General features: G+C 48.9%; 16 protein-coding genes and 1 tRNA gene. 8 read left to right on the top strand and 9 right to left on the bottom strand.

The genetic code is table 11. The features are described from left to right. Positions 1–190: 190 nt before the first annotated feature. The 3 genes from E5987_RS02325 to E5987_RS02315 are packed head-to-tail and all read left to right on the top strand — an operon-like array spanning position 191 to position 3278. Positions 191–685, top strand: a complete 495-nt coding sequence (locus E5987_RS02325) for a C40 family peptidase (protein WP_160334478.1) — start codon at positions 191–193, stop codon at positions 683–685. Between the two features lie 59 nt (positions 686–744). Further along, a complete protein-coding gene (ilvD, locus tag E5987_RS02320; protein WP_160334477.1) occupies positions 745–2403 on the top strand; it encodes a dihydroxy-acid dehydratase in 1659 nt (552 codons plus the stop codon). Between the two features lie 56 nt (positions 2404–2459). Further along, entirely contained in the window at positions 2460–3278 is an 819-nt protein-coding gene (locus E5987_RS02315; RefSeq protein WP_160334476.1) for a nitroreductase family protein, read from the top strand. 130 nt (positions 3279–3408) lie between these two features. Here E5987_RS02315 and E5987_RS02310 read toward each other — a convergent pair whose 3' ends face one another. The 3 genes from E5987_RS02310 to E5987_RS02300 all read right to left on the bottom strand — a co-directional run bounded on the left by E5987_RS02310 (position 3409) and on the right by E5987_RS02300 (position 7325). Further along, positions 3409–4413 (bottom strand): asparaginase, encoded by a 1005-nt coding sequence (locus E5987_RS02310; RefSeq protein ID WP_160334475.1) that lies wholly within the window; start codon positions 4411–4413, stop codon positions 3409–3411. A 70-nt stretch (positions 4414–4483) separates the two neighbouring features. Further along, on the bottom strand, positions 4484–5785 hold the full coding sequence (serS, locus tag E5987_RS02305) for a serine--tRNA ligase (protein WP_160334474.1): 1302 nt from the start codon (positions 5783–5785) through the stop codon (positions 4484–4486). 103 nt (positions 5786–5888) lie between these two features. Further along, positions 5889–7325 (bottom strand): replication-associated recombination protein A, encoded by a 1437-nt coding sequence (locus tag E5987_RS02300; protein ID WP_160334473.1) that lies wholly within the window; start codon positions 7323–7325, stop codon positions 5889–5891. Positions 7326–7743: 418 nt separating this feature from the next. On the opposite strand from E5987_RS02300, the gene moaA reads away from it, so the two are divergent. From moaA to E5987_RS02285, 3 genes are all read left to right on the top strand, one after another. Further along, positions 7744–8847: a GTP 3',8-cyclase MoaA gene (gene moaA / locus E5987_RS02295; protein WP_160334472.1), complete on the top strand. Its 1104-nt coding sequence runs from the start codon at positions 7744–7746 to the stop codon at positions 8845–8847. Positions 8848–8970: 123 nt separating this feature from the next. Further along, positions 8971–10464, top strand: a complete 1494-nt coding sequence (gene putP / locus E5987_RS02290; protein ID WP_160334471.1) for a sodium/proline symporter PutP — start codon at positions 8971–8973, stop codon at positions 10462–10464. A gap of 125 nt (positions 10465–10589) precedes the next feature. Next, positions 10590–10904, top strand: coding sequence for a DUF5666 domain-containing protein (locus E5987_RS02285; protein ID WP_160334470.1), 315 nt, complete (start codon positions 10590–10592; stop codon positions 10902–10904). Between the two features lie 266 nt (positions 10905–11170). Here E5987_RS02285 and E5987_RS02280 read toward each other — a convergent pair whose 3' ends face one another. From E5987_RS02280 to E5987_RS02265, 4 genes are all read right to left on the bottom strand, one after another. Beyond that, entirely contained in the window at positions 11171–15502 is a 4332-nt protein-coding gene (locus tag E5987_RS02280; RefSeq protein WP_160334549.1) for an autotransporter domain-containing protein, read from the bottom strand. A gap of 520 nt (positions 15503–16022) precedes the next feature. After that, positions 16023–16232, bottom strand: a complete 210-nt coding sequence (locus E5987_RS13375) for an entericidin A/B family lipoprotein (RefSeq protein WP_160334469.1) — start codon at positions 16230–16232, stop codon at positions 16023–16025. A gap of 31 nt (positions 16233–16263) precedes the next feature. Then, positions 16264–16410, bottom strand: a complete 147-nt coding sequence (locus E5987_RS02270; RefSeq protein WP_160334468.1) for an entericidin A/B family lipoprotein — start codon at positions 16408–16410, stop codon at positions 16264–16266. Between the two features lie 830 nt (positions 16411–17240). After that, positions 17241–18464: a M20/M25/M40 family metallo-hydrolase gene (locus E5987_RS02265; protein WP_160334467.1), complete on the bottom strand. Its 1224-nt coding sequence runs from the start codon at positions 18462–18464 to the stop codon at positions 17241–17243. A gap of 238 nt (positions 18465–18702) precedes the next feature. On the opposite strand from E5987_RS02265, the gene E5987_RS02260 reads away from it, so the two are divergent. Together E5987_RS02260 and E5987_RS02255 are read left to right on the top strand one after the other, a co-directional pair. After that, positions 18703–18793 (top strand) — tRNA-Ser (locus E5987_RS02260). Positions 18794–19060: 267 nt separating this feature from the next. Continuing rightward, positions 19061–19489 (top strand): type II toxin-antitoxin system PemK/MazF family toxin, encoded by a 429-nt coding sequence (locus E5987_RS02255; RefSeq protein WP_160334466.1) that lies wholly within the window; start codon positions 19061–19063, stop codon positions 19487–19489. Positions 19490–19666: 177 nt separating this feature from the next. Here the strand turns inward: E5987_RS02255 and E5987_RS02250 are convergent, their stop codons facing one another. Next, a complete protein-coding gene (locus E5987_RS02250; protein WP_160334465.1) occupies positions 19667–20047 on the bottom strand; it encodes a hypothetical protein in 381 nt (126 codons plus the stop codon). Then, positions 20048–20374 (bottom strand): YcbK family protein (locus E5987_RS02245; RefSeq protein WP_160334464.1); only part of this gene is annotated, 327 nt, incomplete at its 5' end. It abuts the gene before it with no gap.

Genomic DNA, 20374 nt, shown 5'->3' with positions numbered 1-20374 from the left:
CAACTCTCCTAGCTGGCAGCACGCACATTGCCCAAGACTCTTTCAATGAGTGTCTTGGGCATTTTTCATGCCGCAGATAAAAAGTTCTCAATCGTAAGACAAACTACCCGATTTTTTTACTTCAGAATCCTCTAAGCAGCATTGCGCTAAACTGTAATGCATTCCAATAACCTCTATCCTCCTGAAGTAAATGGACTGCGTGTGCAATCGTAAACTCAGCAGAAGAACGACACTTTCGCTTCTTTCTATGCTCGCACTCAGCGGCTGTTCCATGTTCAGCTCAAGCCGCTATAAGTATGATCCGGTCAACTATAACAGCTCGCTCGGCTCTCGCGTCCTAAAAACGGCGATGACCCAGTACGGCGTCAAGTACGCCTACGGAAAATCCTCTCCCTCCGACGGCTTTGACTGCTCCGGCCTGATTTATTGGGCTTACAGCCGACACGGTATAACCGTTCCGCGCAACACGTCCGGTCAGTCTAAGGCAGGAAAATGGACCGCCGCGCGAAACACTCGCCAGGGCGATATTGTCGTCTTTAGAGTCGGAAAATCTCTGCACACCGGTTTGGTTGCTGATAAGGGAAGGTTTCTGCACGCGCCCTCAAGCGGAGGATATGTCCGTATGGAATATCTGAACAGCGCTTATTGGAAAGGCAAAATCATCGGCTATCGACGTATTGTCTAAACCGAAGAAGATACAATGAAAGAATCGTTCAACAGGATAACGAAAACAAGGTAATTAATATGAGAAGTGACAAAATCAAAAAAGGCTCTCAAGCCGCACCTCACCGCTCCCTGCTCTATGCGCTCGGCCTGACCGACGAAGAACTGGAAAAACCTCTGATCGGTATCGTCAGCTCTAAAAACGATATCGTCCCCGGACACATGAACCTCGATAAGGTCGTCGACGCTGTCAAACAGGGCGTCGCGCTTGCCGGCGGTGTTCCGATCGTGTTCCCTGCTATCGCTGTCTGCGACGGCATCGCTATGGGACACGAAGGCATGAAATACTCTCTCGTCAGTCGTGAACTGATCGCTGACAGCACCGAAGCCATGGCGATTGCCCACGCTTTTGACGCGCTCGTGATGGTTCCGAACTGCGATAAAAACGTCCCGGGCCTTCTGATGGCTGCGGCCCGACTGAATATCCCGACTATTTTTGTCTCCGGCGGCGCAATGAGCGCCGGCGTCATCGGCAAGAAGAAACTTTCGCTCGTCTCCGCTTTTGAAGGCGTCGGCGCATACAAGGCCGGCAAGATCAGCGAAGAAAAACTTCATGAAATTGAACAGAAATGTTGTCCTTCCTGCGGCTCCTGCTCCGGCATGTTTACCGCCAATTCCATGAACTGCCTTACAGAAGTTCTGGGTATGGGACTTCCGGGCAACGGCACAATTCCTGCCGTTCATAGCGCCCGTATCCGCCTTGCGAAACAGGCGGGCATGCAGGTTATGGAACTGCTGAAGAAAGACATCAAGCCGCTTGACATCATGACCTATGATGCCTTCATTAACGCGATGACTATGGACATGGCGCTCGGCTGCTCCACCAACTCGATGCTGCACCTGCCCGCAATCGCGCATGAATGCGGCTTCAAGCTTGACATGCATCTGGCAAACGAAATCTCGGAGCGCACACCGAACCTTTGCCACCTGTCTCCTGCAGGCCCCCACTTCATCGAAGAACTGAATGAAGTCGGCGGCATCCCGGCAGTGATGAAGGAAGTTGCCAAGAAAGGTCTTATCAATACCAACCTGTTGACCGTAACGGGCAAAACCATTGCGGAAAACATCAAAGACGCGGAAAACAAAGATCCGGAAATTATTCGTCCGATCGACAATCCCTACAGCGAAACCGGCGGTATTGCCGCACTCTTCGGCAATCTCGCTCCGGACGGCTCCGTCGTAAAACGCTCCGCCGTCGCGCCTGAAATGCTCGTGCACAAAGGTCCGGCCCGCGTCTTTGACAGTGAGGAAGACGCGATCGCCGCAATCTGGGGCGGCAAGATTAAAGACGGCGATGTTGTAGTAATTCGCTACGAAGGTCCGAAGGGCGGTCCCGGCATGCGTGAAATGCTTTCTCCGACATCGGCCATCATGGGCGCGGGACTCGGCTCCACAGTCGCTTTGATTACCGACGGCCGCTTCTCCGGAGCCAGCCGAGGCGCCGCAATCGGACACGTTTCTCCGGAAGCCGCGATTGGCGGCCCCATCGCGCTTCTCGAAGAAGGCGACATTATTTCCATCAATATTCCGGAACATAAACTGGAAGTTGAGCTTTCCGACGAGGTTCTTGAGGAAAGAAGAAAGAATTGGAAGCCGCGTGAGCCGAGAATCACCACAGGATATCTGGCTAGATACGCAAAACTGGTGAGCTCCGGCACCTCCGGCGCTGTCCTGAGTTAATCCTTCAACTTACAAAGCCGGTTTAACGCCGGCTTTGTTTTTACTCACACCACACTATGTCTAATTTTATTCTTGACGAGACACGATGCACCGGCTGCGGCACCTGCACTTTTGTTTGTCCTAAGTCGCTTCTGGTTCTGGAAAACGGAAGACCGGTCATGCCGGAAGAAATAGCGCATAAGTGCAACAGCTGCGGACAATGCACCGCTTATTGCCCGGAAGACGCATGCCGACAGGCGCTTGATGCGGGTCAAACACTTCCTAGGGCGCCGAGAGCGGATGCTTCAACCGCCGCTAAAATGGATCTCTTCCTCAAAGCAAGACGCTCATACAGAATGTTTACCGCCCGTCCTGTTCCAAGAACCGTGACGGAAGGCATTCTTGATGCGGCTAACTATGCGCCCACGGGCGGCAACAACAGAAAGATCCGCTGGATTTTGACGGATTCTATCTTTAAGACCCGTATGCTGCGGGACATGATTACCGATTGGATGGACACCGAATGCAGAGTGCATCCGGTACTTTCAAAGCGCTACGACATTGACTCGATTATCGCAAGACAGCGCAAAGGCAGAGACATTATTCTTCGCGGTGCGCCCTGCACCGCCTTTACCGTCGGACCTAAAAATATTGTTTGGGGCGGCGTGGATTCCGGAATCGCGATGACGTACTTCAATATGGCCGCTGAAGCCCGCGATATCGGCTGCTGTTTTGCCGGATACGCCGCTAACGCCGCGAAGTATTCTCCAAAAATCCGCGAATTCTTAGGAATTGGCGAAGACGAGGATTGTTACTGCGCCATAGTGTTCGGCTACAAGACCATCCATGCTCAGCGGATCCCCGCAAGACCGCCTATTAACTGCAACTTCGTTTAAAACGTTTCAAGAGGACTGAATATTCAGTCCTCTTGCTCTATGCACGCCTGCCCGCAGTTCAATCAGAATCTCACTCTTTAAACTGAACCAAACGATTCAGCCTCGAGCATTCGCTAGCAGGGTTTTGAGATTAATAACGGTTAAAGGCTTCAATAATTTCTTCTCTGCCAAGGCCGGAAGCCAGACAGAGCTGAAGCAGAATTCTTGCTTTCTGAGGATTCAGAGTGCCGCCATTAATCATGCCGACCTCACTCCACTCGGGAGCGGAATCCACCACGGCGCCGCTTCCGGTTCTCGAAGAACGGATAACAATAACGCCCTTTTCGATGGCTTCGCGCAGCCCTTTCAGTGCGTTGACATGAACGGACCCGTTGCCCATACCGGCATAGACAATGCCTTTAGCGCCGGTCGCGGCCGAAGTTTCGATCAGTCGGGAATCTTCATTGGCATGCGCATAAATAATATCCGTCAGAGGCAGATCAGAGCCGTTTAAAAGCGCGGAAGTAAACTGAGTCTGAGTGGTATGCGGTTTTACGGAAGCTTTATAAAAATCGACGATTCCGCCTGTCACAAAACCCAGCGCTCCAAGTCTCGGAGAAGCGAATGTCGCACAGTTCGTCGTATTGGTTTTTGTCACATCACGTGCGCCGTGAATCTCATCATTGAGCACAACTAACACACCCTTGCCGACCGATTTTTCTGAGCAGGCAGTGCGCACCGCGTTCAGAAGATTCATCGGACCGTCAGCGGAAATCGAGGTTGCAGGTCGCATGGAGCCTACAATCACAATCGGCTTATCAGACTTCAGAATGAGATTTAAAAGGAAAGCGGTTTCTTCGAGCGTGTCGGTTCCGTGTGTAATGACAACACCGTCAATCTCGGGATCTGCGAGCTGCTCTTCAGTTTCGCGGACCAGCTTGGTCCAAATATGATCCGTCATATCTTCAGAACCGATATTTGCGACCTGGACCGCTGTAATCTCAGCGACATCGGAAAGTCCCGGTACAGAATCCAAAATATCCTGAACTGACGCGCTGCCGGGTTTATACCCCACTGTCTGGGAGGCGGAAGAAGCTTTGCCGGCGATTGTGCCGCCGGTTGCCAAAATTGCGATACGAGGAAGTGCCGCGGACATTTTTTTCTCTCAGTAAAAATAAAGCGCTGAACTCTTGAAAGGAATTTCAGCGCTTTGTTAATCAGATTAATTATTTAGCAGTAACCGGCGTCAGCTTTTCAAGGCCGCCCATGTAAGGACGAAGCACTTCAGGAACAGTAACTGTACCGTCGGCGTTCTGATAGTTTTCAAGAACCGCGACGAGTGTTCTGCCGACCGCAAGACCGGAGCCGTTCAGCGTGTGAACGTATTCAGTCTTGCCCTGAGCATTCTTAAAGCGAGTCTGCATACGGCGAGCCTGGAAAGCTTCGCAGTTGGAGACCGAGCTGATTTCGCGGTAGGTGTTCTGAGCAGGCAGCCAAACTTCAAGGTCATAAGTCTTGGCAGAACCAAAGCCCATATCACCTGTGCAGAGTGTGATCACGCGATACGGCAGGCCGAGCTTCTGCAGAATGCCTTCGGCGCAGACAACCATTTCTTCAAGATGCTTGTAGCTGTCTTCGGGCTTAACGATACGCACCATTTCGACTTTCTCGAACTGATGCTGACGGATCATACCGCGCGTATCTTTGCCGTAAGAGCCGGCTTCAGAACGGAAGCAGGGAGTCTGAGCAGTAATCTTGATCGGAAGATCGCTTTCTTTAAGCATCTGACCGCGAACGGAGTTGGTCAGAGTCACTTCGGAGGTCGGGATCAGATAGAAAATTTCGCCCTCGCCTTCCTGACCGCCTTTCTTAGCGGCAAAAAGGTCTTCTTCAAACTTCGGCAGCTGGCCTGTGCCGATCAGTGTTTCCTGATTGGCGATATAAGGCGTATAGCATTCTGTATAGCCGTTTTCTGTTGTGTGCGTATCAAGCATGAACTGAGCGAGCGCACGATGCAGACGGGCAACCTGACCCTTCATGAAAACGAAGCGAGTACCGGCAAGCTTGGCGCCGACATCAAAGTCCATACCTAAAGGCGCACCGACGTCCACATGATCTTTGATTTCAAAATCAAATTCTCTCGGAGTGCCCCAGCGGCGAACTTCAACGTTTTCAGTTTCGTCTTTGCCGACGGGAACAGAAGGATCGGGCAAATTCGGGATCGTTAAGAGAAGATCGGTCAGAGCTTTTTTCACGTCAGCGGTACGTTTTTCGAGTTCGCCAAGACGGGAGGCGATATCAGCGCCCTGCTTCATCAATTCGGCAGCATCTTCACCGGCTTTTTTAGCGGCGCCAATCTTTTTAGCGACCTGATTGCGCATTGACTGAAGTTCTTCTGTTTCAGTCTGAATCGCTTTACGTTCGGTTTCCAGAGCTTCGTACTGTTCTGTCGGGAATTTGAACTTACGAGTTGCCAGACGTTCAACAACTTCCGGCAGATTTTTTCTTAAAAGGTTCTGATCAAGCATTTAATTTCTCTTACTTAATTTTTTCAAAGCGAATTTCTTGATTGTACGCCATGGCGCATTAGGAATGATCTATTCCTGCGTTGAAAGTTCGGAAAACCCGCAGTTAACCCTCTTTTTCGCTCGCATGACGCGTACCGACTTTCTTACCGGACGGCATTTGACCGCGCCGAGCCTCGGCATTGAGTGCGCGAAGACTTTCAAGTTTGTCGCGAATCTTGATTTCCATTCCGCGGTCCGAGGGTTCATAAACCCGATATTCTCGGATTTCATCCGGAAAATATTTCACGCCTGCCGCAAAGGATCCCGGCTCGTCCGGAGGATAGCGATACCCCGCTCCGCTGCCGATATCTTTCATCAGCTTGGTCGGCGCGTTTCTGATATGCATCGGAACGGGTCTCGTTCCGTCCTTTTTTACAAAGGCGCGCATTTTATTAAATGCCTGATAGACACTGATGGACTTAGGAGCTACGGAAAGGTAAACCACCGCGTTGGCAAGTGCGAGCTCTCCTTCGGGTGAGCCCAGGCGTTCATAAATATCGACCGCATTCGTTGTCACTTCCATTGCTCTTGGATCAGCAAGTCCGATATCCTCGACAGCCATCCGCATGAGACGACGCGCGATATAAAGCGGGTCCACTCCGCCATCGAGCATGCGGCACATCCAATAGAGCGCCGCGTCCGGGTCTGATCCCCGCACCGATTTATGAAGCGCGGAAATCGTGTCATAGAAATTATCTCCGCCCTTATCAAAACGCCGAATGGTTGCCGGGAGTGCCTTGCGGACAAATTTATCATCGAGCACTGTGACACCGCGGTCAAGCGCCATAGTCGCGGAGACTTCCAAAGCGTTCAGGAATCGGCGCGCGTCGCCGTCGGCGAGCCCCGTCAGAATCTTCTTTGCCTCATCGGTAACAGTCAGCGTCGGATACTCACGCTTGAGCGCCCGATCAAGCAGCTCCAGCAGATCGTCTTCCTTTAATGATTCGAGCACATAAACCGAAGAGCGGGATAAAAGCGCGGAAATGACCTCAAAACTGGGATTTTCGGTTGTCGCGCCGATAAAGGTAAACAGACCGCTCTCAACATGCGGCAGAAACGCGTCCTGCTGACTTTTAGAAAAGCGATGCACTTCATCGACGAACACGACGGTCGAGCATCCGGTTTTCTGACGATTTTCTGTGGCCTTTTCCACAGCGTCACGGATATCCTTGACGCCTCCGAGCACTGCGGAGATTGAAATAAAGGGCAAATCAAATGCGTTTGCCATAAGCCTTGCGAGCGTTGTCTTACCAACGCCCGGAGGTCCCCACAGAATCATGGAGTGCGGGTGCGCATTCTCAAAGGCGCTGCGCAGCGGCTGTCCCGGACCGAGTAAATGCTTCTGTCCGACAACTTCGTCAATGGTCTGCGGCCTGAGCCTTTCAGCTAAAGGCGAAGCCTTATCGGCCGCTTGTTTAACACGCCCGGACGAAGCGCTCTTTGAAGCCTTGTTCGGCTCCTCTGCGCTGTCGGGCGTAAGTGCAAAAAGATATTGTTCCATTGTTTAAGATTACCAAAAGTTGCGCCTGTGTTTATGCAATATATTCCAAAGAAACAAGAAATAACGACTTTATCTGCGGCACAGTGGTTCCGATAATTTTGTGGTCTTTTGCGCATAGTTTACAGTCAGACCGAAACGGCTTTGGTTCGCAAATAACAGGCTAACACCTTGATTTCAATGTCACAGCGAGTTTGTGGTCTTTTGCACACAATAAACGGTTCGGATCATGCTCGCTTCTCCCTGAACACTTATCTTCTGCGACGCTTATTTAGAGAGACGATAAAGTGTGGTCTTTTTCACATACTTGAATCTCGAACGCCTGAATGCAATGTGGTTTAATAGAGATTAATGCGGATACCGTAATGACCCAAAACCTTCCTAGGTATATGATTAGCGTTCACAAAAAATACAGGCACGAATGAGCAGAAAAGTTATACCGATCAAATACATCACCAAAACGATTCCCCTGGCCGGAGAAGTTCACCGGGAGGGAGCGCACTGGGTAGATACCCGCGGCAGACCGCTGCGGGATATTCGTATTTCCGTGACCGATCGATGCAACTTCCGCTGCCGCTACTGTATGCCCAAGGAAAAGTTTGAAAAAGAACATTTATTCCTTGCACACACAGAAATTCTCTCTTTTGAAGAAATCATTCGCCTTGCTCGGATCGCTGTTGAAAACGGCGTCGAAAAGATTCGTCTTACGGGCGGAGAGCCGCTTCTGCGCAAAGGTATTGAAAATCTGATCACCGAACTCGGCAAACTTAAAACCTGGAACGGCAAACCCTTGGACGTCGCCCTGACAACGAACGGTTCCGCGCTTCAGGCCAAAGCAAAGGCGCTTGCCGCGGCCGGTCTAAAGCGGCTTACCGTATCGCTTGACGCCATGGATGCGGAAATTTACAAGCAGCTCAACGATGTGGATTTCCCGATCGAGCGCACGCTCGCAGGCATCGAGGCAGCTCAAAAGGCCGGCATTTCGTCTGTGAAAATCAACGTTGTCGTTAAACGCGGAACGAACGAAAAAGAGCTGATTAAGATCGCCGAACATTTCCGCGGTACTGGAGTCATTGTCCGCTACATTGAATACATGGATGTGGGCGCAACCAACGGCTGGCGAATGGACGATGTGATTCCTTCACGACAAATTGTTGAAGAGATCAACAGCCGCTACCCGATCGAACCCGTTGATCCTAATTATCCGGGAGAAGTCGCGACCCGCTGGCGCTACAAAGACGGTATGGGAGAAATCGGATTTATTTCTTCTGTGAGCGAACCGTTTTGCAGGGAATGTTCAAGAATCCGTCTTTCCGTTGACGGCAAGCTTTATAAATGTCTCTTTGCCACAGAAGGTTTTGACATTCGGCAGATGCTTCGAGGAGGTGCCTCCGACGAAGAAATTGAGGACGCTATCGGCAGAATTTGGAGTGCCAGGGACGACCACTACTCTGAAATACGAACTGCTGAAACTTCCGCCGAACGAGCGAAACACAAAATCGAAATGTCCTATATCGGCGGATAACAGCCTCAAAGGTTCGCAAAAAACGCGAACCTTTTTGATTAAGTGTCTTTAATCGCGTAAAAGGCAGTGATCGTTCGTTATCATATTTTTAAATACAGACCTCTAACCTTATTCAAAGAAGATATGTTTACTCCTGTTTCCATCACCTTTTTTTCTTATTTGGTGATCATGGTAATCGTCGGTCTTGTTGCATGGCGATTCACAAAAAATTTCAATGATTACATTCTCGGCGGAAGAAAACTCGGCGCTCTGGTAACCGCCCTATCCGTCGGCGCTTCCGATATGAGCGGCTGGCTCCTTATGGGACTTCCGGGCGCGGTTTTCTTATCCGGCATCTGCGAATCCTGGATCGCTATCGGCTTGGCGCTCGGCACGCTTGCCAACTGGCTGATTGTCGCAGCCCCGCTTCGCGTCTATACCGAGACCGCCCATAACGCTTTGACGCTTCCCGATTATTTCTCGCATCGCTTTGAAGACAATTCGAGAATGCTCCGGGTGATTTCCGCCATCGTTATTCTTCTCTTCTTTGCGATTTACTCCGCCTCCGGCATGGTCGCAAGCGCAAGACTCTTTGAGCTTGTATTTAACATGCCCTATGAAACGGCTCTGGTCTTCGGAACGATTGCTACTCTGGCCTATGTCTTCTTAGGCGGTTTCCTCGCGGTCAGCTGGACAGACACCATTCAGGCGACCATGATGTGTCTTGCCCTGATTATTGCGCCGATCGCTGTTATGGTTGACTTAGGCGGTTTTTCCGCGACCATTGATCAGGTTCGCGCGATTGATCCGAATCACTTGAACATGCTTCAGGGACAGACTTTCATCGGTGTGATCTCACTTCTTGCGTGGGGTCTGGGCTACTTCGGCCAGCCGCATATTCTGGTTCGTTTTATGGCCGCTAAGAACGCCGCTTTGATGCCGAGAGCCTGCCGCATCAGCATGATTTGGCTCATCTTCTCGCTCACCGGTGCCGTAGCGGCAGGTTTCTTCGGAGCCGCCTTCTTCTCCGCGCATCCGGACCTTGGCAAAGCGGTTGCTGAGAATCATGAACGCGTGTTCATGGTCCTTTCCACAACCCTCTTTAATCCCTGGATCGGCGGCGTACTGCTTTCTGCGATTCTTGCAGCCGTTATGAGTACGCTTTCCTGTCAGCTCCTCGTCTGCTCTTCCGTCCTTACCGAAGACTTCTACCGTGTATTTATCCGTCCGAACGCCAATCAACGCGAATTAGTCTGGATCGGACGACTGACGGTTATCGCGGTGAGCTGTGTCGCTATCGTGATCGCTATGGATCCGAACAACCTCGTTCTGTCTCTGGTGAGCTACGCCTGGGGCGGCTTTGGTGCTGCGTTCGGCCCGATCATTATCCTTTCTCTGCTTTGGAAAGGCTGCACAAAAAACGGTGCCCTTGCCGGTATTATTGTTGGCGCGCTTACCGTTCTGGTCTGGCACCAGGGCGCATGGTGGGGCCTCTACGAGATCATCCCGGGCTTCGTTCTTTCGTTCCTTACGATCATCGTGGTCAGCCTTCTTGATCCGAACAAACCGTCTACATCTATGCTTGCGACATTCCACACTGTTCAGCGCAAGCTTGATGACATAAAGAAACAAGTTTAATTTCAATAAATTAATTTCTAAGTGCGGCCTTTACGGCCGCATTTTTTGTACCTAATTTAGACGTGTTATTCGTCGTTACCCCATTAAGAACCTACACTGAACTCAACTTTTGGAGGTGAATAACCATGAAATTAACTAAGACAGTTTTTACCGCCGCCATCGCTCTTATGGCCGCCGGAACAGTTTATGCGCACGGTCATGATGGCTTCTACGGCCGAGTTGAGCAGATGCCTGCAGCCGGTTCTGCGGAACAGACATGGGTCATCGGCGGAAAGACCTTTATGGCTGATCAGCGCACGCACATTGACAGCAGACGCGGTACAGAAATTAAAGTCGGTACTTGTGTAAAAGTTGACGGTGATATCGACCGCGAAGGCAACTTCTTCGTGTCTGAAATTGAACAGAAGCGTGACAGCCGCTGCACGGCTCTGACTAAGTAATCACTGCGGCGAACGCCGTACAAACATCTCGGAAGTTTTTCCGACGCGCCGTATCAGGCGCTAAAAGAATCAATGCCCGCTCTGCGGCACTATCTGCAGAACGGGCATTCTTTTTGTCTTTAAATCCATAACTTGATCATAACTTTCCGCGCACTCTTCTGCGCTTAAAACAAAGCTTCGACGTGTCTCTTCTTCAGAAACAATTTGGGCCTTAACCGCAGATTTCCGCAGTTAAGGCCCTTTTTCCAACTAACTAGGAGACATCATTAGAAGGAATAACGGTAACCTGCCTGAAGTGCCTGATCGACACGACCGTGGTTAGCTCCGCCAATACCGTAATTCAGCGTGAAGGAATGAGCGCCCTTAGTGGCGTTCACACCAATCTTCGCAGAATACATCGCATTGTCAGCGATTCTTGTGTCAAGCGTATCGCTGGCTAAGCCGGCCGCATAACCAACCTTGTTGTTAACCTTGCGATCACCAAACGCCGGAGCGATTGTGAGATCAATGAACGGTTTAACCTCTGCGCCGCAGGGCGCTTTGAGGTTCGCATTAAACGCAACACCGAACGGTACCTGAACAAGATTTGTCTTCTTGTTGCTGAACTTGAAGACGCCAAGTTTGACATCATCAATATCAGTATGCAGATAACGAACTCCAACATGAGGCGTTACCGTAATCGACGGATTCAGTTCAAGAGACTTCTCTGCTCTAACCGCGGCTGTGAAGCTGTTGCCGTGAACTTTCTGCTTGGAGCTCAGAGAAGAAGAGATCTTGTTTTCTGTGCGCAGATAACCGATTGAACCGATGATGTTGGCATATTCTGTTGCCCATGTACCGTAGAGGTTCACACCTTGATAGTTAACAGAGTTCTTGACGCCGGAGCCAAGATTCTGGCCGCGCAGAGAACCTGTACCGATACTGAGCGCAACACCGGCGGCAGCGCCGTTGCCAAATGCGTAATCCACACCGACTGTCGCACCGGCTAAGTCACTCTTATAACCGTAGGAGGCAGAGCCAACTTCGTAAGAAGAAGCCTTGCTGAAGGAGCTGTTGAGATCAATCCACAGATCGGCACCGGATTTATCATGTGCGTAAGCAGCCAGCAGAGAACCATGCTGTTCAACTGAATCAATGATCATGGAACCGGCGTTCAGCGCAACAATCTGGGCTCCGGAAGCCGCACCGGCCGCAGCTGCGCGATTGAGTTCGCGGGAAGCGCCTTCGCTGCCTAAGTTGGAGATCAGATCACGGATCGTATCCGAATATGCACCGCCGCTAATCAAGGCTTCACGCATGACATTCGGCGCGATTAATTCAGGCATCTGGCCGATCGGATCATAGGAAGCGGTAATTACACCGTCCTGAACCGCAAAGTCAAACCAAAGTCCGGAATCCTTAAAGAGCAGATGGTTGTTCTGATACACATCTTCCAAACCGATAACATTGTCGGCAAGCTTGAGCTGCAGATCGCCGCCTTCGGTCACTTCAGAAAGGTCAACATACAGGTAGCTGCCTTCTTCGAACTTCAGATCTGTACCGGAAATCAAGACCGACTTGCCTAATGCAGAGTCGTTGTCAGCCGTTACACCAAGGAAGCCGTTTTCTGCGATAACCATCGAGCCGGGTGCCGCTTCCGGAATCTCGTTTAAAGAACCGTCAACAACGAAACTGCCGCCGTTTAAATTAATCGGCTTGGCAATATAAGCGGCAGCGGTGATACCGTCTTCCGCAAACTTAAGGTTGTTGGCTGACAGAGTGTTTGCAATCAAGTTTTCGTCAGAAGAACCGATGATCAGCTGAGAGTTCTGACCCACAACGGTTTGAGAGTCAGCGCCGAATTCAACTTCGTTTGCCAACGTCAGGCTGGGTTTAGCAGACCAGTCCGGATCAATGAACAGAATCCCCATCTGCTTGAGTGTAGATGCCAGAAGCATGCCGAATCCGCTCTTATTCTGCGGCGAACCAATTGTGAACTGAGCGTTCTTACCGATCACTACATCAGAGATGTTTACCTGCGCATTGTCATCGATCGTGACATGTGCATTCGCATCTGCTGTCAGACTGCCGGTGATGTGGAAGTTCGTCAGCTCTTTGCCTGTGGCGCCTTTGATGTTTAAAACGGCATCAGTCTGAGCAACGACGCTGCCGGTAAGCGTAGAGTCTTCTGTGAGTTCCGAGCCGCCAAGCTGCAGCTGCCCTTCACTCTTAATCACCAATTCGATGGTAGGCTTAAGGGAAGTAATGAGACTTCCACCTGCACCGGTAATCGTGAAATTCTTATCTTTTCCGGCATCGATTTCGAGTGTTTGTCCGTTGCCCATGTCAACGTTACCTACCACAGCATAGCTGCCGGTGATTTGATTGCCTGTGATAGTGATGCTGCTGTTCCAGGTTAAGGTACTCGAAGGCAGGTTCGGATTGGTCAGATCACCGATGTTGCCGGCGGTCAGATCAACCATTTTACCGGTCATGGTAATAGTTTCCGGACGAGTGTATGTCGCCATCGCACTCTTCAGATATTCCATCGTGAACACCGGATCTGTAAGAACAAGAACCGATCCTGTGGGAGCAAAGTTAATCCGTCCGTCAAGACCGGAGACAAGACCGCCGACCGTTGCCTGGCTTTCGCCTGCGGCTTTAAGGAAAACCTGGTCACTGGTCGTTGTGAGCTGGCCGTCGATCATGAGCGCGTTACCGCCATCGGGATTGATTCTTCCGAGGTCATCCAAAGCGATGTCGCCTTTAACGGTAACATTACCGCCGTAGCCGATGTCCAGATTTCCGTTGGGAATATCAATAGAACCGATAAGTTCCACTGTTCCGCTATCGCCAATATAGATTGCATCACTGTCAACACCAACGGAATTCAGTGTTACTTTAGCGCCTTCCTGACCAATGCTGACATGCGCTCCTGTGTCAAGCGCAAGGCCAACAGCCCATGCTGCTTCTTCCGGGGCTTTGGCGGAAATATTAATAACCGGAGCTCTTAAGGTGACACTGCCGCCCTGAACTGCAACCCCCGCTGCCATAGCTTCTTCGCCATCACCTTGGGATTCAGCGGAAATATTCATTTCACTGCCGCTGGCGTAGACATTTCCGGTACTGCCGTCAACATTGATACCGTAAGCACCGGCAGTTTGAGACACGGCAGAAAGGTTCAGAGAACCAGCCGTGAGACCGGCATTGTCATTGAGATCAATAGCTACCGCATTACTCTTAGCAACAGCATTCGATGAAAGATTGCCTTTAACAACAAGGAATGCGCCTGATCCAGGGTCTCCAAGCGGAGTTGTCGGATGTGTTCCGTCTAAGAAATCATTGTCCAGAGCAATGCCCCTGGCGTTTCTCCCTGAGCTATTTGCAGAGACAGTCAGGTCAGAGTTGAAAGTTATCAAACCGCCGTGGTCATTAGGTCTCGTTGAAATATTGGAAGGTTGTCCGTTGAGAACACATACGCCACGTGCACCTTGTTCTGCGGAGACATCCACAGTTACTGACTTATTAAATACAAATTCTGTTGCAGCCGGAAAAATTCCGTTTGTTTCGTATGAAGATCTGATGCCTTCACTCGCATAATTCTGATTGCTTCCACCTTTTACTGTGACATAAGTCGGTGCATTGACTGTTACTGAAGCGTTGTCAGTAACTCTGAAAGCTACTGCCTTAAAGTTACTGGCTACAGAAACGTCCAAGCGAGATGCATTTATTGTGAGACTGCTGTCTTCCCCGGTAACCTGAATTCCGCGAGCGTAGGAAGTTTCTCCCATACCGTTATTGACAACATTAATGGATACTGCTGCATCTTTATTTCCGATAACCGCGGAACCTCCTGCTATGTTAATAGCGTTAGCAGCCGGAGCAGTCTTTTCAACCGTCAGATCGATTGCAATATTCTTTGCGTTTTCTGTTCCAAGAGAGAGACTATGGAGATTTATTTGATTAGAGCGAAGGTAAACAGCATCTATCCTGTTTTCATTTTCGCCTCTCACATACGTGGAAACTTTAATATCCGGAGCCTGAATGGAAAGCGTAGAGCCTTGGCCACCGCCATACCCGTCAACCAGAATTCCATATGATTTGCCTACATTCGCTCTTGTAGAAATCAAAATCGATTCAGAGGCGTTCATGTTAATTGAAGAGCCCCAATTTGACTCAACTCCGCGCCCTCCGCCATTCATAAAGATGGAAATCTGCTTCGCATCCATATTAATCTGTGCACCTGGACCTTCGCCCCCTGCCGCAACAATCGCCTTAGTATGGGAAATCGGTGCTGTAAGGTTCATGTCAACGATGTCAGCATTAACATTCACGACCGAACCGCTCTCCGCAATAATGCCGATAATCGGCTCGTCACCACCGGTACCTTCAATAGTCAGGGCCGGCTGATTAACCGTGACAGTTTGACCTGACTGCGCGTAAATGGAAGCATCATACGTTGCTGCATGCGAAACCGAAAAGAGTCCGCACGCTACGGCAATCGCCAACTTGGACAGAGAAGATCTCAGACCGGACTTTCCACGAGATCTGGAAACTTCACTCACCGGAGTCCATGTCGAAGTGACAGGATTAAATACGACTTTATAGGTTTTATTCATAGTCTTCCTTGGAAGTAAAAGGGAATCATCTTTGTAAGAAAAGATTTCCACCGTATTACACTGATTATCGACTTCCTCCAAAGAAAATACGTAACTCTTGGACTGAACATGAATAAATTTCAAATTTATTTAATTTTAAAACAATAAGTTATCCAATGAATATTAAATCCACCCCTCCTTGTTGCGATTTACGCAATTTTCATAGAGTTAAAGAACACTAAACTTACAAAACACCCCGTATTAATCCAATAAGCTCGGAAATATAGTTAAACAGTTTTTAAAAAGATGGTAAAAAAAATGATCCGGCCCGGAAGGAATGGCAAGGCAAAATTTTTAGATAAACTGAGAAGAAAACGTTATCTACCGGAAAACAAAGAAAAATAAAATGACAGTCTAAGCCCCGCGTCAAACGGATTATTTAACAGCTCAGAACTAGCTGCTTGAGTTTTTTTATATTTAATGGATATCACAATGAAATTATCGGAGCCGAGGCTCCGATAATTTCATGAATCAGACCGATTTACTTCGGTTCAGCCGATGATTCAGCTGACTGCGAAGAGCTGCTTGAAGAACTTGTCTTCGAAGAAATCTTTGCTGACGTCTTAGTCGCAGCATGGTCGACGCTTCTGCCGACTGCCGAAACGTCTTTACCTATTCCGCTGATTGTGTTGCAGCCGGAAAACGCAAACATCATAGCGGCAAGAATCGCCAGAAAGCTTAGCTTTTTCATTTTTTCCCTTTGCCACGGAAGTTATAAATACTTAAAGCTTATTGGATACATCCTGAGCCGCATTATCAATACCCTGACCGACTTTAGAGACATCCTGGCCAACGCCTTTAACTGTATTGCAGCCGGTTACAGAGAAAATGAAAGCAGCAGAGATAATAGCCATAACGATCTTTTTCATACGGCACCTCCATATCTATCAATAAAGGATACTGATAATTTAATCTGTTAGTTGAACGATCGATCATTCCTGCTTCCATTTCGGGAAGTATCTTTGTTGAGTTGAGACTCAGGAATTTCAAAAGAGCCGTATCAGTAATTAAAACAGGAAACGGATCAGCTTAGTTGTTCTACGTAAATGTACTCAAGCCCGGGCGATCAACCCAATGCATGGGAGACAATCAAATTCTTAGCCAGAGCGGGATCAAATATTTACTCTGATTCAGTGGATACCGTGCAACCGGACCAATCGACGTATAGGCGAACGCCGATTGTGCGTTTCCGAATAGCACGAGCGTGATCCGCTTTGATCGTTTCAGACGCAGCGATGGCGTTTGGGTTTCCTCTGTTAGTGGCTGAGCTGTTTCGAATGATTCCAGTAGTGCTCTAAAGGCTGATTTTTCTCTCGCGCTAGTTGCAGAGGATACAGGTGTGCAGCTCGACATCAACGCATCCCTATCAGATTCAACCTATGAAGCGCCAAATACGGTGCAACCTGCCTCTATACGGGCGCTTGCTTTAATCTCTATACGGGCGCTTGCTTTAATTAGAGCATTTAAAATGCACGGATAAGCGACAATGCCCGTAAAGAATTAGGCTGTACGGTGACAAACACTCCGTAAATGGAGTTAGTGGCGCTTGCTTCAAAAACCGCCTAGTTTTGTTCAGTGCTTTTTTCGGGGCGCATCAATATCTAACGCACCGGGTGAAAAATGAACTATTTTTAGACCGTGACAATTAAACCGAGAGTTTTTGAGAGGGCTCGATTTTGGCCCTCTCAAAATTAAATGATTACTTCTGCTGAGCAATCAGCTCAAGCACTTTACGACCAAGAGCGATTCGGGGTTTAACGCTCGACATGTCAGACCATTCTTTTTCCGGATGATGAAGATCTCCGCCGATGACACCCATTGCGCAAGCGACTGCTGCTCCGCCTCCTGAGAAACGGTTACCGTCGGAAGCTCCGCCGACATCCATCCATTTCGGATCAGGCTGTCCAAGCTCCGAAGCCGCTTTGTTAACCAAATCAATTACTTTCTGAGACTTATCGGTATGCGCTAAGGCTGAACTCTTAGCGACATATTTAAGCTCTGACGTCACATCGGGTGCGAAACCACGCTTGCACAGAGCTTCGATCTTATCGAGTACCGCATCTCTCGTCTGATCATTAAAGAATCTGAAGTCAAACACAATCGTCGCATCTTCTGCAATCGTGTTTGCCGTTGTCCCGCCTTTTACTACATCCGCATTAAGCGTCACATCTTTATATTCCGATGCAATCGCTTTAATTTCCGGAATAGCTTTAGCCATCGCCTCAATAGCATTTCTTCCCTGCTCCGGATTATTACCTGCGTGTGCGGGTCTTCCGTGGAAGTTAATAGTTAAGAACATCGAGCCTTTTCTAGATCGCACAAAACCGTTTCCGGGGCGGCCGGGTTCGTAAACTAAAGCGATATCTGTTTTCTTCGCCTGTTCGTCCATGAAGCTGCGGGAGGCAGGAGAACCGGACTCTTCTCCCGGATTAAGAACAACAGCGATATTCAGTTTACGTAGCGCTTCAGGCGGAATCTTTTTACAAATCCACCAAACCGCGTTTAAAGAACTTTTATCATCGGCAACGCCCGCACCGTGGGCGATGTTGTCTTTAATGGTCAAAGGGTACTTTGCCGCGTTTCCAACAGGTTGAACCGTATCCGAATGGATAGCCAAAACAACGTCGTAGTGGTTTTGATTCGGCGTGTTAGTTGCAACCAACGCCTTTCCTCGGCCCTCGCAATCCTTAGTTGTCACAGTCCAGCCGATCGATTTGAAGCGTTTCTCAAGAATATCCGCGATCCGGTTTGCGCCTTCAATATATCCGGATTTTGAATCGATAGAGATAAGCTCATCCAATTCCTTCAAATATTGCTGCATATTGAAATCATCAGCGTAATCATTGCCGGCTGCGGCAAATACTGTAGAAGGAAGTGAACCGGCAACGAGACAGCCGGATATAAAAGTTCTGCGTTTAGTCATTTGTTCTCCTTGGGTTGAGATTGACTCTGCCAAACGATTATCACATATATTAGTTATGAATAAACATTTTTATTATGAAGTTCTGAGATGTCAGGCCTGTCGCACCAACTTTATAACGTCACCTTATGACCTCGATGACAACCATTGCACAAGACAATCTTATTGTCTGTGACATCCAGAGCAACCACCATCGCTTGCAGACAAATGATTTTTGCGTATAATTCAGGCTTCCGCTTACGGAAGGGTGGCAGAGCGGTTTAATGCACTGGTCTTGAAAACCAGCGACGAGTGATCCTCGTCCGTGGGTTCGAATCCCACCTCTTCCGCCAATAACTTAATAAAATCAACTAGTTAAATAAAAATTACTCTTCGTACCCCCGCAGGTACCCCAAAAAATCATTGATCTAAAGCCGCCTAGATAAATACATGGAGGCTCTACTTATTGATGGTTTTCTGCGCAGAATTTAATTGCTTGTTCAGCTCGGACGAGCAATTTGTCAATCTAAGAGACTCACAACGCTCCCAATCGGTAATCTTTCTCTTTACTTGTTATTCTTTTAAACTACTCGCACGATCAAAATCATCAAACAAAGTCTATGAGCATTCCTATCCATCCAGACATCGGTGATGTGTTTATTTGCGATTTTTCTCAGATAAACACTAAAGAGCCAGAGATGATAAAAAGGCGACCCGTGATTAACCTTACTCCAAGAAGAAGGCCTGGTCGACTGTGTACCGTTATTCCATTAAGCACCACAGCGCCTACGTCAATCCAAACATGGCATTGCAAACTTCATCTTGATTTACCAGAGCCATACAACAGCCCAGAAATGTGGGTAAAAGCTGACATGCTTTACACTCTTTCTTTGGATAGATTTTTTCTTTTTAGAAAAGGAAAAGACAAAAACGGCAAGAGAATCTATACATTCCCGCAGTTGACAGAAGATCAATTGGAAAAAGTCTATAGATGTATTCTGAAAGGTCTATCGTTACATAACTTAGCAAATAGTGATATTAAATTGTAAATTAACTTGCAAAATCTCAGATATAAATCGATAATACTCGCGTTCCCGCTCTGGCAAATTTGCGTAACGGGCCTAAGTCCCAACTCTGTTAAGAGTGGGCCTCTACGGAAACGAGATTGCAATCGTCCGTAGTGACAATGAGCCTCCTTGGAGAAATCCTTGGAGGCTTTGCTTTATTTATTTGTGATTTTGCTCGCAGAATTTAATAGCTCCGTTAGCTCTGTCGAGTAATTCTCGACCTCTGATTGCCAATCGGAGACATCGATTGCGCTCCTGATCAGCATTGGTTTTGGACATTCTCTCGATTGATGCGAGTTGCTGGCGCATCCTGTTAAGCTCATCGCGAGCACGAGACTCAGCGACACGTAGGTCAGCCAAAGACACAGCGTCGTTCGCTTGCCTGGCCTTGTGTTCCTCAAGCGCTGCATTGAGCGCTGATATTTGAGCACGGGCACTTCTTAACTCCTCCGAATCTCGTCCATTTTGGACGCCGATCCAATACGCAAAAATAAGAGCGGCCGCAGCCGCCCCGATCTTTAGAACGTTTATTAAATTCATTTATCCGTTCCACCTCCGCTCAGGTCCAAGATCGACGTGAACGAACGTGGGATAAAACCCAACGCCGCCCTTGCATCGTCTGTTAACGATAATTTTTAGACGCCCGAGGGCATCCTGCCATCGTTTTTGATCGTGATATCGCGTAGGCCGAATGTCTGCTGCCTGGCCACGAACATGGTAGGAGTTTTTAGCTCCACCGACTTTTGCGTTATGTTCAGGCGAGCGATATCCGGAATTGATATAAATTGGTTCTCCAAAATCGGCCCTGATCTCCTCTAACAAATGATAAAGGCCCGGATCAACGACCTCGGGCCACGGACTTGGTTT

It is taken from the genome of Parasutterella muris (assembly GCF_009767915.1).
Taxonomy (GTDB): Bacteria; Pseudomonadota; Gammaproteobacteria; order Burkholderiales; family Burkholderiaceae_F; genus Parasutterella; species Parasutterella muris.
Note: the sequence above shows the minus strand (reverse complement) of the source record. Positions and strands in the feature narration are given on the sequence as shown.